The sequence below is a fragment of the Flavobacterium sp. LHD-80 genome (assembly GCF_030929605.1).
Taxonomy (GTDB): domain Bacteria; phylum Bacteroidota; class Bacteroidia; order Flavobacteriales; family Flavobacteriaceae; genus Flavobacterium.
This window is the reverse complement of record NZ_JAVFVS010000004.1, coordinates 619,044-635,199: the sequence shown is the minus strand read 5'-3', so window position 1 is coordinate 635,199 and position 16,156 is coordinate 619,044. Positions and strand designations below refer to the sequence as shown.

At 33.4% G+C, this 16,156-nt stretch carries 15 protein-coding genes and 1 riboswitch; of the genes, 2 read left to right on the top strand and 13 right to left on the bottom strand.

The annotated features are described in order from the left end of the window. Positions 1-116 precede the first annotated feature (116 nt). Together RB619_RS07315 and RB619_RS07310 are read right to left on the bottom strand one after the other, a co-directional pair. Entirely contained in the window at positions 117-827 is a 711-nt protein-coding gene (locus RB619_RS07315) for a phosphoadenylyl-sulfate reductase (RefSeq protein ID WP_308095878.1), read from the bottom strand. A gap of 27 nt (positions 828-854) precedes the next feature. Further along, positions 855-1,790, bottom strand: coding sequence for a sulfite exporter TauE/SafE family protein (locus RB619_RS07310; RefSeq protein ID WP_308095877.1), 936 nt, complete (start codon positions 1,788-1,790; stop codon positions 855-857). A gap of 278 nt (positions 1,791-2,068) precedes the next feature. Here RB619_RS07310 and RB619_RS07305 point away from each other — a divergent pair, with 278 nt between their 5' ends. Next, a complete protein-coding gene (locus RB619_RS07305; RefSeq protein WP_308095876.1) occupies positions 2,069-2,851 on the top strand; it encodes a sulfite exporter TauE/SafE family protein in 783 nt (260 codons plus the stop codon). Positions 2,852-2,938: 87 nt separating this feature from the next. Here the strand turns inward: RB619_RS07305 and RB619_RS07300 are convergent, their stop codons facing one another. The 11 genes from RB619_RS07300 to RB619_RS07250 form a co-directional block, all read right to left on the bottom strand. Next, positions 2,939-3,349 (bottom strand): Rrf2 family transcriptional regulator, encoded by a 411-nt coding sequence (locus tag RB619_RS07300; RefSeq protein ID WP_026728538.1) that lies wholly within the window; start codon positions 3,347-3,349, stop codon positions 2,939-2,941. A 132-nt stretch (positions 3,350-3,481) separates the two neighbouring features. Beyond that, positions 3,482-4,027, bottom strand: a complete 546-nt coding sequence (locus tag RB619_RS07295) for an RDD family protein (protein ID WP_308095871.1) — start codon at positions 4,025-4,027, stop codon at positions 3,482-3,484. Positions 4,028-4,100: 73 nt separating this feature from the next. Further along, positions 4,101-4,631, bottom strand: a complete 531-nt coding sequence (locus RB619_RS07290) for an alpha/beta hydrolase (protein ID WP_308095870.1) — start codon at positions 4,629-4,631, stop codon at positions 4,101-4,103. Between the two features lie 99 nt (positions 4,632-4,730). Continuing rightward, entirely contained in the window at positions 4,731-5,903 is a 1,173-nt protein-coding gene (locus RB619_RS07285) for an aminotransferase class I/II-fold pyridoxal phosphate-dependent enzyme (RefSeq protein WP_308095869.1), read from the bottom strand. A 171-nt stretch (positions 5,904-6,074) separates the two neighbouring features. After that, the gene (locus tag RB619_RS07280) at positions 6,075-6,500 is read right to left on the bottom strand and encodes an OsmC family protein (RefSeq protein WP_026728534.1); all 426 of its coding nucleotides are present in this window, start codon (positions 6,498-6,500) and stop codon (positions 6,075-6,077) included. Positions 6,501-6,577: 77 nt separating this feature from the next. Then, positions 6,578-8,992, bottom strand: a complete 2,415-nt coding sequence (gene thrA / locus RB619_RS07275) for a bifunctional aspartate kinase/homoserine dehydrogenase I (RefSeq protein ID WP_308095862.1) — start codon at positions 8,990-8,992, stop codon at positions 6,578-6,580. Between the two features lie 2 nt (positions 8,993-8,994). Further along, positions 8,995-9,978, bottom strand: a complete 984-nt coding sequence (locus tag RB619_RS07270) for an alpha/beta fold hydrolase (RefSeq protein WP_308095861.1) — start codon at positions 9,976-9,978, stop codon at positions 8,995-8,997. Between the two features lie 79 nt (positions 9,979-10,057). Continuing rightward, positions 10,058-10,166, bottom strand: a riboswitch (SAM riboswitch). A gap of 270 nt (positions 10,167-10,436) precedes the next feature. Next, entirely contained in the window at positions 10,437-10,640 is a 204-nt protein-coding gene (locus RB619_RS07265; protein WP_308095860.1) for a hypothetical protein, read from the bottom strand. 555 nt (positions 10,641-11,195) lie between these two features. Continuing rightward, complete coding sequence (locus tag RB619_RS07260) at positions 11,196-12,284, bottom strand: aspartate kinase (protein ID WP_308095855.1); 1,089 nt, start codon at positions 12,282-12,284, stop codon at positions 11,196-11,198. A 235-nt stretch (positions 12,285-12,519) separates the two neighbouring features. Beyond that, entirely contained in the window at positions 12,520-13,824 is a 1,305-nt protein-coding gene (locus RB619_RS07255) for an O-acetylhomoserine aminocarboxypropyltransferase/cysteine synthase (RefSeq protein WP_308095854.1), read from the bottom strand. A 79-nt stretch (positions 13,825-13,903) separates the two neighbouring features. Then, positions 13,904-14,089 carry a hypothetical protein gene (locus RB619_RS07250; protein ID WP_308095850.1) on the bottom strand — a complete coding sequence of 62 codons (186 nt, stop codon included), beginning with the start codon at positions 14,087-14,089 and terminating at the stop codon, positions 13,904-13,906. Between the two features lie 802 nt (positions 14,090-14,891). Between RB619_RS07250 and metK the strand changes: the two genes are divergently transcribed. Further along, positions 14,892-16,142 carry a methionine adenosyltransferase gene (gene metK / locus RB619_RS07245; RefSeq protein WP_308095848.1) on the top strand — a complete coding sequence of 417 codons (1,251 nt, stop codon included), beginning with the start codon at positions 14,892-14,894 and terminating at the stop codon, positions 16,140-16,142. The last annotated feature ends 14 nt before the right edge of the window (positions 16,143-16,156 follow it).

The following is a 16,156-nucleotide window of genomic DNA, read 5'->3' as shown; positions in this document are numbered from 1 at the left end:
TTAGGTTTCAGGTTTCAGGTTTCAAGTTGTCACCTCATCTAAAAATCTCCACTCTTTATTCTATAATCTATATTCTATTCTCTGCAGAAGTCTTGCCTCTTGCTTCTTTCTTCTACTTACTCTTTCTTAGCACTATGAAGCCCACACTCTTTATGGCTTGATTCCCACCACCATCTTCCGGCTCTGATGTCTTCTCCAGGAAAGATTGCTCTGGTACAAGGCGCGCATCCAATACTTACGAAACCTTGTTTGTGCAATGCATTTTGAGGAACATTGTTTTCAGACAAATACGTTTCAACTTCTTCTAAAGTCCATTTTAGCAACGGATTGAATTTTATGATTTCGAAGTTTCCATCGTATTCAAACAAACTTAAATCATGTCTGTTTTCTGATTGTTCAGCTCTTAGTCCCGTAATCCAAACTGAGTTTCCTGCCAAAGCTTTTCTCAACGGAACAACTTTTCGAATAAAACAGCATTCTTTTCTGTTTTCAACTGAATCGTAAAAGCTGTTTGGGCCTTTTGTTTTTAGAAGATTTTCTACCGCAGTTGCTTCTGGAAAAAAAACTTCAATAGGTCTTTTATACTTTTTTAATGTTTTATGAAAAACGTCATATGTTTCTTGAAACAATCTTCCTGTATCTAAAGTAAAAACGGTAATATCAGTATTGCTTTTTGCAATAAAATCTGTAATTACCTGATCTTCCTGTCCAAAAGATGTTGAAAAAATTACTTTTCCCGGAAATTTTTCTGCTAAAAAAACTAAGGTTTCGTCAAGCGAAAAATCTCTTGTTTTATCTAATAATTCTTGTACAATAATCGCACTCATAATCTCTCTTCCTTTCTAAACTTATTTTTACAATAATTTAGATAATGTTTTTAAACTCAATAATATAATTAGAATTCCAACCGCAATCATCATTGGTTTTCTTTTGATTTTATTTACTAAAAAAGCTCCTAATGGTGCTGAAATTACGCCTCCTAAAATCAAACCAAAAATAACCTGCCAACCATGAATTCCTCCAAAAAGCATAAATATTATACCACTTGCAAACGAAATTGCAAACTCAGCTGCATTTACAGAACCTATAGTATATCGTGGATTTCTTCCTCTTCCTAATAATGTTGAAGTTACAATTGGCCCCCAACCGCCGCCACCAACAGAATCCATAAAACCTCCAAAAGTGGCTAAATATCCAAGTTTTGTAGTTTTCTTTTTAACGATTGTCTTCCTTAGTGCTTTTTTAATAATTATAACTGCCAAAACAATCATATAAACTGCAATAAAAGGCTTAATAACATCTCCGTTAATAACATCAGACAATAAATAAGCTCCTGTTATAGCTCCTAAAACACCCGGAATTAATAAATGCTTTACCAGTTTTTTATTAATATTTCCGAATTTATGATGCGAAATCGCCGATGCTCCTGTTGTAAACATTTCTGCAACGTGAACTCCTGTACTGCTAATAACAGGCGGAACTCCATATGCCAGCAAAAACGAGGTACTAGTTGCTCCATAACCCATTCCTAAAGTACCATCTACTAATTGAGCAAAAACACCAATCGCAAAAAACACTAAAAACTCCTGGTTAAAACCTTCAACAAATCCGCTCCATGAGAACTCTGTGTAGTGATTATAAATTAAGGTAGTCAACAAACCTACCAATAGAACTAAAGGCACTACAACCCATAGTTTTTCTTTTATTGATGCATCTGACCTAACATCGTAATTGTTGATTTTCAATTCTTTTTCCATACTCTTTGTACTGGCTTTTGATGCAAAATCCATTACCCTATCGGGTTAATAGATTACTATGCAAAATTAATACTTATTTCTAAATATCAAAACATTATTTAATTTTTTTACAGCACTAGTTCTCTTTACGTTAAGTAAGCGATACTTTTTTCCGATTTTAAAAATTCGTTTCCAAAATTAAAATCATACAACACTGTATTACAGCAAAATAAACAAGTAATGACATTTGTTTACAAATATAACATTTTAAAGTCTACCATATCTATAGGATAATTATAAAATTGTTATTATTTTTACGCCAAACTTTTTTTATGGATTTTCAGATTGGTCTTGTAATTGCCGGGTTAGTAGTTGGTTTTATTGTTGGTTTAACAGGTGTTGGTGGAGGCTCTTTAATGACCCCAATTTTATTATTTTTTAATATTCCGCCAACAACGGCAGTAGGCACAGATTTACTTTATGCCGCTTTTACGAAAGCTGGAGGAATATTTGTTCACCACAAAAAAGGAAACATAAACTGGAAAATTACAGGATGGCTAACATTAGGAAGTGTTCCCGCTGCTTTAATGACTTTATGGATATTAAACAGCATCAAAACAGATATTGACACTATTAATCGCGTCATAAAAATCAGTTTAGGCTGGGCATTATTATTCACATCTATTGCTATTATATTCAAAAACAAGATTCTGAAATTCTCTCAAAAACATGCTGGAGATAAATTCCACAGTGAAAGTCACACTCAAAATATGCTAACTATTGGAATTGGAGTTTTACTTGGTGCAACGGTAACGGTAACATCTATTGGCGCAGGTGCGCTTGGTACGGTAACTTTATTTTTTCTTTATCCACTATTACCATTACCTCGTTTAGTTGGAACTGAAATTGCTCATGCTGTTCCACTAACACTTGTTGCTGGTATTGGGCATGCTTCAATGGGAAATCTGGATATAGGATTACTTGGACAGCTTTTAATGGGATCACTTCCTGGAATATACATGGGAAGTATGCTAAGCGGAAAAGTTCCGGATCAATTTCTTAGAAATGCTATAGCAGTAATGTTATTCTTTACCGGATATAAATTGATTTTCTAACTATAAAGTTTCACCATATAAGTTATATAAGCTCATTTTAGACTTTGCGGTAAAGCTTAAATTAAATGAACTTATATGGTTTAGAAATTAAAAAGCAATATCTGCCAAAGAATTGCTTTCTAATATTTTAAGTGTATTATCTCTAACTTCTGTCATTAATCGTCGGGCAGCGCAGGTAGATTCGTCATCACAATCATCACATCTTTCGTAAAAATTATGACTTGCACACGGAAGAAGTGCAATTGGTCCTTCAAGAATTCGGTAGACTTTAGCCATACTAATATCTTTTGGATCTTTGATTAGATAATAACCACCGCCTTTTCCTTTTTTTGCACCCAGAAAACCTGAATTTCTAAGGAGCAACAAAATACTTTCTAAAAACTTAATCGAAATATGTTCGTTTTTCGCAATTTCAGCAATCTGGACAGGTTCGTTATTTTCTCGTCTCGCCAAATAAGTTAAAGCTTTAATTCCGTATTTTGTTTTCTTTGAAAGCATCTTTAAATTTTAAATTGCAAAATAATTGTTCAGAATTTAATGTTCGAAAACGATACATTTTATTTCTACAACAAAAATAGGCTTTTTAAATGAGATTACTAACAGAATAGAAATTATATTCTACTTATTCTATCAGATTACTTCGTTACTTCCAATCAAATTGAATTCATGGAATGATTTTATTTCTTCAACAAGTGCTTTTTTATTCACAACATAAGTATCAGACATAGAATCGTGCCATCCTCTAGTTCCTAAACAGGAAAATATTTCGAAGGGAATAAAACGGCATAAAGTTCTTCTTAAAATGGTGGCGAAATCTGGTTTTTCGCCATATTCATCAACTACAGTAGTTCCTGTAATAAATTTGCCTAAAGATCTTCCAAATAATCCCTCTGTCAATAAGTAATAAAAAAAGTAAATAAGCATTATTACAAAATTCCATCCAAAATCCCCTAATTCGTCCATCCAGATACTTAAACCTGTCAAACCAAATAAACCTATAAGAACACCAGCAAAAACGCAGATTCCCATAAATAATAAAATTACAAATATGACATCTAAAATGTAATTTAAAAAGCGAATTCCAACTGAAGCCAGCAATCTATCATCAAGAATATAACCCGAATTACTCATATACGAATTGGTGATTTTATAAGTATTAGTTTTAGTTCCTAACAAAAATATATTTTTTGCTCAAATTACACCAAAAAGAATGACGATTTTTAATAGTATAAAATTCACAGCCAAAAAACTACGTTTTGACTGTTTTCAGAATCTCATCGCAAATTAGTTGAGCATTCTTATTTTCTAAATACAATTGATGTTTTTGGTTATCGAAAATTTCAGAGGGAACATTCAACTTCTGGAACCATTCAAGACTAGGTTTATTTGAGTCATTTTCTCCAAAATACAATTTGATATTGCAGTTAGGCAATTTATCTTCGTATCGCAGTCTGGTTGATGAAACTGCAAACAAACAATCTGTTTTTAAAGCTTTTAAAGAAGCTTTCCATGCAATTGTTCCTCCTATACTAAATCCTAAAACTATTACTTTTTCATTTTCTAATTGGAGTAAATTTTCAATTGCCTTCTCAATTCCACCATTTAAAAATTGGCTGTGTATTTCTGTTTCTGTAAGATCAAATGCATGAAGGTTTGCTAATTTGAGAACGTCATAATATTGAATCTCAAAAGTAGATTCTAATTTATCTGTATAGAATTTTATCCAATTAGGATTTTCTCCTCCAAATAAATCCGATAAAATAAGTAATCTGGGTTTCATGTTTTACTTTTAAAATTGCTATTTCCTGAATTAGAAATTTCAATATACAAAAAAGGGCTATTTTAAAAAAATAGCCCTTTAACTTATTATATTTTATATTTATTCCAGCGCTTGCTTCAAATCTGCAATTACATCTGCAACGGTTTCTAAACCTACAGAAACACGAACTAAACCTTGCGTGATTCCAACTGCCAATTGATCTTCTTCAGATAATTTACTGTGTGTTGTAGAAGCTGGGTGCGTTACAATTGTTTTTACGTCTCCAATATTTGCCGAAAGCGAACACAATTTAATTTTATCCAAAAACTTTCTTCCTGCTTCAAGCCCTCCTTTAATTTCGATAGCAATAATGTTACCGCCTAAAAGCATTTGTTTTTTAGCAATTTCATATTTTGGATGTGATTTCAAAAACGGATATTTCACACTATTTACATTCGGATGACTTTCTAAAAACTCGGCTACTTTTAAGGCGTTTTCGCAATGTTTGTCAACACGAACTGCCAAAGTCTCTAAACTTTTAGACAAAACCCAAGCATTAAAAGGTGACATTGCCGGTCCTGTATTTCTTGAAAATAAGTATATTTTACGAATTAACTCAGCATCTCCAACGGCAACTCCGCCCAAAACACGACCTTGTCCATCGATTAGTTTTGTTGCCGAATGAACTACGATATGAGCTCCATATTTGATAGGCTGTTGAATATATGGCGTAGCAAAACAGTTATCGATTATTAAAATCAAATTGTGTTTTTTAGCAATTTGACCTAACAATTCCAAATCAATTACATCTACACCTGGATTTGTAGGCGTTTCAGCGTATAAAATCTTCGTATTTGGCTTAATAAAACTTTCAATAGTTTCTGGTTTATTAATATCAAAATAAGAAGTTTCAATTTTCCATTTTGGGAAATACGTCATGAACAATGCATGAGTTGATCCAAAAACACTCCCAGCAGAAACGATATGATCTCCTGATTCTAGCAATGCGGCAAACGTAGAGTATATCGCTGCCATTCCGGTTGCAAAAGCGTAACCTGTTTCGGCACCTTCCATTGCACAAACTTTGTCTACAAATTCTGTTGTATTTGGATTGCTAAAACGTGAGTAAATATTGCGGACTTTTTCTTCCGTAAAAGATGCTCTCATATCCTCGGCATCTTCAAATACAAAACTTGACGATAAATATAACGGAGTTGAATGTTCCTGAAATTGTGTTTTTTCTAAATGTGTGCGTATGGCTTGTGTTTCAAAACCAAATTCTTGTTCGTTCATTGTTTTTTATTTAACACGAATTGCACTAATTAGCACGAATTCGCCTGTTTTTAAAATTTCACAAAGACTCGCAAAAGAAACTCAGAGATTCACTAAGCATTTTATGCGAATTTTTATTACTTAACAAGTCCAAAGAATTATCTAATTCTCAAATTGACTAATTTTCTAATTCTATAAAGCTTCGTTGTTCAAGACAACTTTATACTTAATGGTTGCAGTTGGCTCAACAGTTTTGGCAACTGAACAGTATTTCTCAAAAGAAAGCTGTGCCGCTTTTTTAGCTTTTTCAGGATTTATTTCTCCTTCTAGATAAAAAACCACATCGATTTCTTTAAAAGGTTTTGCTTCTTCAATCTGAACGCGTGTTCCTTCAACCTCAGCGTTAAAAGAAGTAATTTCCTGACGCTGTTTTTTCAAAATCGAAATCATATCGATCGCACTGCATCCGGCAACGCCCATTAATACAAGCTCCATTGGACTTGCACCTAAATCGCTTCCGCCAAATTCAGCTCTGCTGTCAACGTCAACTACATGTCCGCGTTCATTTTTTACTTTGAAATGAAATGCGTCGTTTACTCTGTTTAAGGTTACTTTCATTGTGTTGTTATTTTTTTTGTTTTTTGTTTGAGTTCAAATCAGAAATCTAAAATCTGCTCTCTAAAATCTAAAATCAATTACCCTTTATCAGACAATCTCAAAATATCTCCAAAAACGCCTCTTGCCGTAACCGCAGAACCTGCACCGGCTCCTTGAATCACAATTGGACGATCTCCGTAAGATTCTGTGTAAATTTCGAAGAAAGAATCAGAACCTTTTAAACCACCAAGAGCAGTGTCTGAAGGAACAGAAACTAATTTTACTTCTAGATTTCCTTTATCATTTTGCAAATCACCAGACAATTCACCAATGTATCTTAATACATGATTTGGTTTTTGATCGGCTTTTATTTTCTCGTAAATTGGATCGAATTCTTTTAATTTGGTTAAGAAATCAGCAACATTTCCATCTCTTAAATGTTCCGGAATTAGATTTTGAATTGAAATTTCTTCAAACTCATTCTGCAAATCTAATTCTCTAGCCAAGATTAATAATTTTCTACCCACATCATTTCCGCATAAATCCTCACGAGGGTCGGGCTCTGTATATCCGTTATCAATTGCTTCCTGCAGAATTTCGCTGAACGGAGCATCTTTTGCAGAGAAATTATTGAATAAATAACTCAACGTTCCTGAGAAAACTCCTTTAATTTTTGTGATGTTTTCACCTGAAAGATGCAGTAATTTAATTGTGTCGATTAATGGCAAACCTGCACCAACATTGGTTTCGTATAAATAATTCTTTTGGTTTTCAGCCAAAGCTTTTCTCAATTCTTTGTAAAAACCATACGTCAATGTGTTGGCTACTTTATTCGAAGAAATCAAATCAAAACTGCTTTCTACAAGCGGAATATAATTTTCTACAAATGATGCACTTGCCGTATTATCAATCGCAATTAAGTTTTCTAAATGATGCTCATTTGCATAAGCGATAATATCATTAATTGAATATTCTTCGCCTTTTGTCTGGATGTCATTTTTCCAGCTTGAAGTTACGCCATTTCTGTTTAATAAAAGCTTTTTAGAATTTGCAATTGCAAAAACATTCAACTTAACATCTTTACGTTTTTCAATCGCTGCAGCCGATTCTAAAATTTGATTAATCAACGTTCCGCCCACTAATCCATGACCAAAAATGGCGATGTTGATTTTTTTAGAAACTCCAAAAATCTCTCCGTGAATTACGTTTAAAGCTTTGTTCAATTCTTCTTTCTTCACAACCAAACTCACGTTTTTACCCGTAACCGTGTTGTTGAATAAAATTGGAACTATTTTGTTTTTGATTAAAGCAGTATATGGTTTGTGGAAAGTACTTAAATCCTGCCCAATAATCGAAATTACCGAAACATTATCTGTTACTGTAATCTGATTTACATCTTTAGAATAAAAGTCGTTTTCGAACTCTTTTTCTAACTCCACCATTGCAAGCGTCGCTTTTTCTTTGGCCACAACCAATCCGATTCCTCTTTCTGAAGAACCTTGCGAAATAATACTTACGCTGATGTTGTGATCGCCCATTACTTTAAAAATACGGGCATCAACTCCAGATTTTCCAAGTAATCCACGTCCTTCAAGATTCACCAAAGACACATTTTCTAAAACAGAAAGCGTCTTGATTCCTTCTTTAGCAGAATCTGAAGTGATTAAAGTACCGCGATTTTCGTGGTTGAAAGTATTTAAAATACGAAGCGGGATGTTTTTTTCTAATAGTGGAATAATCGTTTTTGCATGCAAAATTGTTGCTCCAAAATTAGCCAACTCGTTTGCTTCATTAAACGACAAATATTCGATTTTTTTAGCGTCGGCAACTAAATCAGGATTTGCTGTGTAAATTCCGTCAACGTGCGTGAAGTTTTGAAGTTCTTCAGCATTTAAATAATTGGCAATCAACGAAGCTGTATAATTACTTCCGTTTCTTCCCAAAGTAGTAGTGTCGTTGTTATTATTTGAACCAATGAAACCTGTAACAATATTTACCGTTTCACCATTATGAAGTTTGAAATAATTGATAACGTTTTTCTTTGAAAGTTGTTCCAAAGGCTGCGCGTCACCAAATTTTGAGTCAGTTTTGAGTAATTCTCTCGTATCAACAAAGTTTGCTGGAATGCCTTTTTCAAGTAAAATAGCGGTCAATAATTTAGCCGAAAGCAATTCACCTTTCGACAAAATCTGATCTTTGATTTTATTGCTGTAATCGCCAATCAAGCTTACGCCTTCAAAAAGTTTATCCAGAATATTGAATTCTTCAGACAAATCTACCTGACCATAATCAGAAGTTTGATATGCTTTAAAACTCTCCAAAAGCGGTTTGTAATTCCCGTTTTTGGCAGCAATTCTTAAAATATCTTCTAATTCATCTGTTGCATTTCCTCTTGCAGAAACGACTACGGCAATTTGCTCGCCTTGATTTACTTTATCAGAAATGATTGAAACGACTTTATTTAGCCCTTCTCCGTTCGATAATGATTTACCTCCAAATTTTAATACTTTCATTTTTATTTTGCTATTATTTCTGCCTTAAAAATATCGGCAAGTAAAAGATCTAATTGTTTGTACTCTATTAAAAAAGCGTCGTGTCCGTGAACCGAATCTATTTCGCTGTAAGAAACATTTTCTTTGAACTTTTTTAATTCATTATAAGTTTCCAGATTTTCTTTTGGTGTAAAAAACAAATCTGAGTTGATTGCTATGATATGAATCGATGCGTTTGATTTTGATATTAACGCCTCGAAATCCTCACTATTTCGGGTAATATCTATAGTTTTAAGCAGTTGGTTCATCAATTTATAAGATGCCAATTGAAAACGCTGCTGTAATTTTTTTCCGTGATGCGCCAGCCAGCTTTCAATATTAAAAATCAAAAGATCCTGATTAATGGTTCGCTGAAATTTTTCCTTGAATGATTCTGGAGAACGGTAACAAAGCATGGCGTGGATTCTGGCATCTTCAATTGGTTTTGAAGAATTATTCAGAATCTGCTCTTGCAGATAACAATTTGCAATCATCCAGTCGGTAGATTTCCAATCGGTTGCAATCGGAATTAAATGTTCTGTAATGTTTGGTTCCAATGCCAAGATTTCCCACGCAATTCCACCTCCAACAGAACCTCCAATTATAGCAAACACTTGTTCGATATGAAGCGCTTCTAATCCTTTGATAAAAACTCTTGCAACATCTCTGGTTGTAAAATCGTGATAATTCTCAATTACAAATGAATCGTTCCCGTTTCCTGGAACATTAAATGCCAAAACGGTGAATTTATGGGTATCAATTGTTTTTCCGTCGCCAATTAAGTCATTCCACCATCCGTTTGGGCCAGTCACTTGCGCATTGCCTGTCAAAGCATGGTTGACCAAAACAATTGGTGCTGTATGCAAAGGCAAACCAGAAAGCGTAAAACTTAACGGTAATGATGAAAATATCGCACCACTCTCTGTGATGAAATTTTGAATTATAATGGGATTGGGTATATTTTCCAATTTCAAATCTTTTTAATTATGATTTGTATGTGGAAATATTAGAAAGAAAGTCTAGAGTTTGAAACTAGAAAAATTCTTGTTGTTATCTTTCCACGTTTGGGCGTGGTAGAATGCAGCACCTTCTTCGAATTAACGAAGGGTTGCTAAGGATTCATCGGGTCTAATCCCTCCTCCTTTCTTTATAACATTTCAATACGTTTTTGAACTTAACGGTGCAAATTAACTACTAATTTCTTAAACTAACAAATTTTATCGAAACTGATTCCTCAATTTCTTAAACATACTTTAAAATAAGTCGATCCCGAAGCCTCGGGATAAAGTCATAAAGTCAAAAGAATTGGCATCAAATAATGCAACAATCTCTTTGTTTATTAAAAACTATTATACGCAAAAAATTACCGAACAAAATGCCCAGTAAAATTAAGCCGGTTTTACCCTATTTTATGATGCTTTTTGATTTAGATAAAAAGCGTTTCATTCTCTTTTGAATACATTAAGAACAATAAAGAATCTGATTCTTTTTTTACCTCTTTTTTATCTGTCTCCGTTAATCCGAATCTTGGATGAACCAATTCATTTGTTGGCGGCGGCGGATTGTTTCTTTTAGCTCTTATGCTTTTCAATGTCAAAAATGTTTTTGATAAGTAGTTTAATGTGCTCATGATATTTAAGTTTAAGTTAGTTTGCGTTTTATAATCTTTACTTTTTCTTTAATTCTTTGTTATGCCAGTCAAATGGAATAAAAAAACCCTTTCGGATTTTTAATACCAAAAGGGTTTAAGTTTTTATAGAACTTATATATACTTTTAGTATCAACAGACGCGTACACAAATACGTGCGACGTTAAACATCTTGTTCATCTGTAGGGATTTATTCATTTGTTGTTTGACTTCTATTTGAAAAAAATTCTGCATTTAATTTTCTTTAATGAGCTTTTTGATTTGATTAACTTCAAAAAGCGATTGTTTATTTTAACAATTAAGCGTCTCTTTTTAACAGATCTTACTTGTCTTACAAATTTGCGATATTTTTTTTAATTTTCCAAGTTATAAAAGCTTAATTTTTCTAAAAAAACGTTAAAAAACAGCTTTTTGCCGTTAAAAAACATCTTACAAAATCAAGATTTCAAATTAAAGAAGTTTTATCTTACAAAATATTAACTAACTTTTTCTGTTTCAATCTGTCAAAGAACTATTTTTCTATTATTTAAAAACCACTTAAAGCCAGACAGCTTCTTTATTTTTGATTTTTTCGGCTACTTTTAAAATATCTGTTATAATTCCTCTCGAAATTGCCTGTTTGCACGGTGACGCTCCTTGTATAACAATAGGAACATCAGCATACGATTTTGTGTAGATTTCGAAAATAGCATCTGATCCTTTTAATTGACCAATTGCAGAGTTTGCAGGTTCTGAAACCAGTTTGACTTCTAGAGTATTTTTTTCGACATCAAATTCACCTACATATCGCAGTACATGATCTTCTGCCTGAGTGATTTTTGCAATCTTATACCATTTATCAATTGCTTCCTTATTTAAGATGCCATTTTTCTCCAAATGTTCTTCTCTTATAATAGGATTGATTTTTATATCAGATAATTCGAATTCCTTCCCAATTTCTCGAGTCAAAATCAATAATTTTCGAGCCGTATCGTTTCCTGACAAATCTTCTTTAAAAGTAGAACGCATCAACCCCAGAAGACTGGCATCTTTTAAAATTGATGAAAAAGAATTTTCTTCGGCAGAAAATCGATTAAAAACATAACTCAGATGATCCGAAAAAACACCTCTAATCTTAGTGATTTTTTCGCCAGAATAATACAAATCTCTTAATGTCTGTAAAACCGGAAATCCTGTATCAACTGAGGTTTCATACAAAAATTCTTTATCGAATTTCTTAAGGTTTTCTCTCAATTGTTTATAAAGATCAATCGGGAGCGTATTGGCTTTTTTATTGACGGCGACAATATTAAAACCGTTTTCAATCAAAGTATTATAATGACTAATCAGTTCGTCACTGGCCGTAGCATCAACAGCAATCAAGTTTTCGAATTCATTTTCTTTTGCAAATTCAACAATGTCTTCAACCCTGAAAGGAACAGCCAATTCTCTAAAATTGGTTTCCCACGCATATCCAACGCCTTCTTTCTCGAAAAAAGCAACAGTTGAATTGGTTATTATTGGAAAATGAAAATCAACATTTTTACTCTGCAGAAAAAATTCCTGACTTTCGATAATTTGATTGATTAAAGTGCTTCCGATATTTCCAATCCCGAAAAGAATAATATTTATTTTAAGCTTTGACATAATTTCTAACATTTAAATATTTAACCATATAAGTAATATAAGTTCATTTAATAGCAACGTTTATTGTTTAGAGATCTCGTGTTTCGAGTTAGACGCACTGCTGTGCGCCTCTACTAAAATGAACTTATATTACTTATATGGTGAAAATTTTATCTTGAATTTTTTAATCATAAAAAATCACCCTTAGCGGCACCACACCGCTAAAGGCAATTTTTCAAACAAAAAACAAAAAAACCTAATTTTTATTGATACTATATTGCGCTTGCGTAACGCTTTCAAAAACCGCTTTTAAGTCGGCGATTAAATCTTCAATATCCTCGATTCCAACTGAAAGTCGGACTAAATCTTTAGAAACACCTGTTGCCAATTGATCTTCTTCAGACAATTGTTGGTGTGTTGTGCTTGCTGGGTGTATAATCAATGATTTTGTGTCGCCAATATTGGCTAATAATGAGAACAATTTGGTTTCATCTACCACTTTTTTGGCCGCATCAAAACCTCCTTTTAGTCCAAAAGTGATAATACCGCTTTGTCCTGCAGGCAGATATTCCTTGGCTAAATCATAATATTTATTCGATTTCAAGCCTGGGTAATTTACCCAAACCACCTCATCTTGTTTTTCTAGCCATTCAGCCAAGGCCAAAGCATTTTCACTGTGTTTTTTAATTCGGATTGGCAACGTTTCTAACCCCTGAATAATTTGAAAAGCATTAAACGGACTTAAAGCCGCTCCAAAATCACGCAATCCTTCAATTCGTGCTTTTGCAATAAAAGCTGCATTTCCTAAAGCTTCGTGATATACTAATCCGTGGTATCCTGCTGAAGGCTCTGTAAATTCAGGGAATTTTCCGTTAGACCAGTCAAAAGTTCCGGCATCAATAATGACGCCACCTAATGAAGTTCCGTTTCCGGCTATATATTTTGTTAAGGAATGAATTACAATATCGGCACCATATTTAATAGGGTTTAATAAATAAGGTGTCGCAACTGTATTATCTACTATAAAAGGCACTTTGAATGCTTTGGCTTCCGCCGAAATTCCTTTTAAATCCAATACGTCTAATTTTGGATTTCCTAATGATTCTACAAAGAAAGCTCTCGTATTTTCTTTTGCTGCTTTTGTGAAGTTTTCTGGTTTTGAAGGATCTACAAAAGTGGTTGTAATTCCTAATCGAGGCAACGTTACATTTAATAGATTATATGTTCCTCCGTATAAACTGTTTGATGCCACAATGTGATCACCCGCTCTTAGTAAAGTCAGCAAAGTTGTTGAAATTGCCGATGCTCCAGATGCCGTAACTACAGCTGCAATTCCGCCTTCTAGCGCTGCTAACCGTTGTTCTAAAACATCATTTGTTGGGTTATTTAATCGTGTATAAATAAATCCGGCTTCGGCAAGACCAAATAAATTGGCTGCATGATCAGCATTATTAAACACATATGATGAAGTCTGATAAATTGGCACTGCTCTTGTTCCTGCATTTTTAGTAACATCGTGTCCTGCGTGTAGTGCGTTTGTTGCGAATTTTTGTGTGCTCATGATTTCTTAATTTTTTAAATATTGTTGATACTATATATTATATTGATATTGTTTTTTTGAGATTGATGCTGAAACTCCTTTATACAAAAAAACCTTCTTGTTCTTCGAGATCATACATTTGAAACAATAATGATCTTTGAGCTTTTACTCGCTGCTCTGTATTGATTCGTATAACTTCTCTAGTTATGTCTTCTGATTTATTATTATTTTTTTGAGAATCGTTTCTCAATAAATACTCTATTGCGATTGAATTTAATGTTTTCATAATTTGAAAATTTAAGTGTTGAAATTAAAAAAGCCCTTTCGGATGGCTACCAAAAGGGCTTTTAGTTCTAACTAAAACCAAGATTTAACTTTTACTTTTGGCAACAGCAAATTGGGATGCACATTTGCATCACCTGACAACACATCATCATATTATTATTTGCTATTGTTTTCATTTCTATTTTTATAATTGAATTGTTTCTTTTTAAACTCGACTAATTCGATAGAGTAAATGTAATAAGTATTTTTTTAACCACCAAATTAAAAATCAAATTTTCTTGTTATTTTTTTTCTTCCTAAATAAATACGTCTTTTTAAACTTACTATTGAACAAAAAAAAACCTCCGCGGTCTGCAGAGGTTCCTATATCTATTTTTGAAAAAAAAAAATTACAACAGAGTCTCTGCGGATAATTCCGGCATCATACAAGACATCATATTGCAAACTATTAATTTCATTTGTTTCTTTTATTTAACGAGGCAAAGTTGCGAACTATTTTTTAATCGACCAAACAAAAAGGAAAATATTTTCTATTACCCTATCAAACTAATATACTTCTGTTAAATTTCTCTTTAAAAAAATAAAAAAAGTTGAACTTTAATTTGCAAATCAAAATGGTTTTATACCTTTGCACCCGAATACAGAGGAAAAATTTGAACTGATTGCAACCTCTTCATAATGAAATGGTTCGTTATGAGTGCCGAGAGATTAATTTCGGCAGTAAAAAATGCTAAAGCAGAAACTCTCCTTTAGCCCTTTTTAGCAATTATTTTCCTCGCTTAATTTTAATTTAATACATTATTATGGCTTATTTATTTACGTCAGAATCTGTTAGTGAAGGGCATCCAGACAAAGTTGCAGATCAAATTTCGGATGCATTAATTGACAACTTTTTGGCATTTGACGCTGACTCAAAAGTAGCTTGTGAAACATTAGTTACAACAGGTCAGGTTATTTTAGCAGGTGAAGTTAAATCGAATACTTATCTTGATGTTCAGCAAATTGCACGTGAGGTAATCCGTAAAATTGGATATACTAAAAGTGAATACATGTTTGAAGCGAATTCTTGTGGAATTCTTTCAGCAATTCACGAACAGTCTGCAGACATTAACCAAGGTGTTGACAGAGCTAAGCCAGAAGAGCAAGGTGCCGGAGATCAAGGAATGATGTTTGGTTACGCTACAAACGAAACTGAAAACTTCATGCCATTGGCACTTGATTTATCTCATAAATTATTACAAGAGTTAGCAATTTTAAGACGCGAAAACAAAGAAATCACGTATTTACGTCCAGATGCTAAATCTCAGGTAACTTTAGAATACAGCGACGATAACAAACCAACTCGTATTGACGCGATCGTTATCTCAACACAACACGATGATTTTGATGAAGAAGCTGCAATGTTAGCTAAAATCAAAAAAGATATTATCGAAATCTTGATTCCAAGAATTATCGCTAAAAACCCAACGCACGCGCATTTATTCAACGATAAAATCAACTACCATATTAACCCAACTGGAAAATTCGTTATTGGAGGACCTCACGGAGATACTGGTTTAACAGGACGAAAAATTATTGTTGATACTTACGGTGGAAAAGGTGCTCACGGTGGTGGTGCATTCTCTGGAAAAGATCCAAGTAAAGTAGATAGAAGTGCTGCTTATGCTACACGTCATATTGCTAAAAACTTAGTTGCTGCTGGTGTTGCTGACGAAATCTTAGTTCAGGTTTCTTATGCAATTGGAGTTGCTGAGCCAATGGGGATTTTCATTGAAACTTACGGAACTTCTAAAGTACACTTAACTAACGGTGAAATCGCTAAAAAAGTAGAATCTATCTTTGATATGCGCCCTTACTTTATCGAGCAACGTTTGAAATTAAGAAACCCAATTTACAGTGAAACTGCTGCTTACGGACACATGGGACGTAAACCAGAAACGGTTACTAAAACTTTCTCTGCTCCAGGTGGAAACGAAAAGACAGTTACTGTTGAATTGTTTACATGGGAAAAACTTGATTTTGTTGACCAAGTTAAAGCTGCATTTGGATTGTAATTTTAGACTACTTA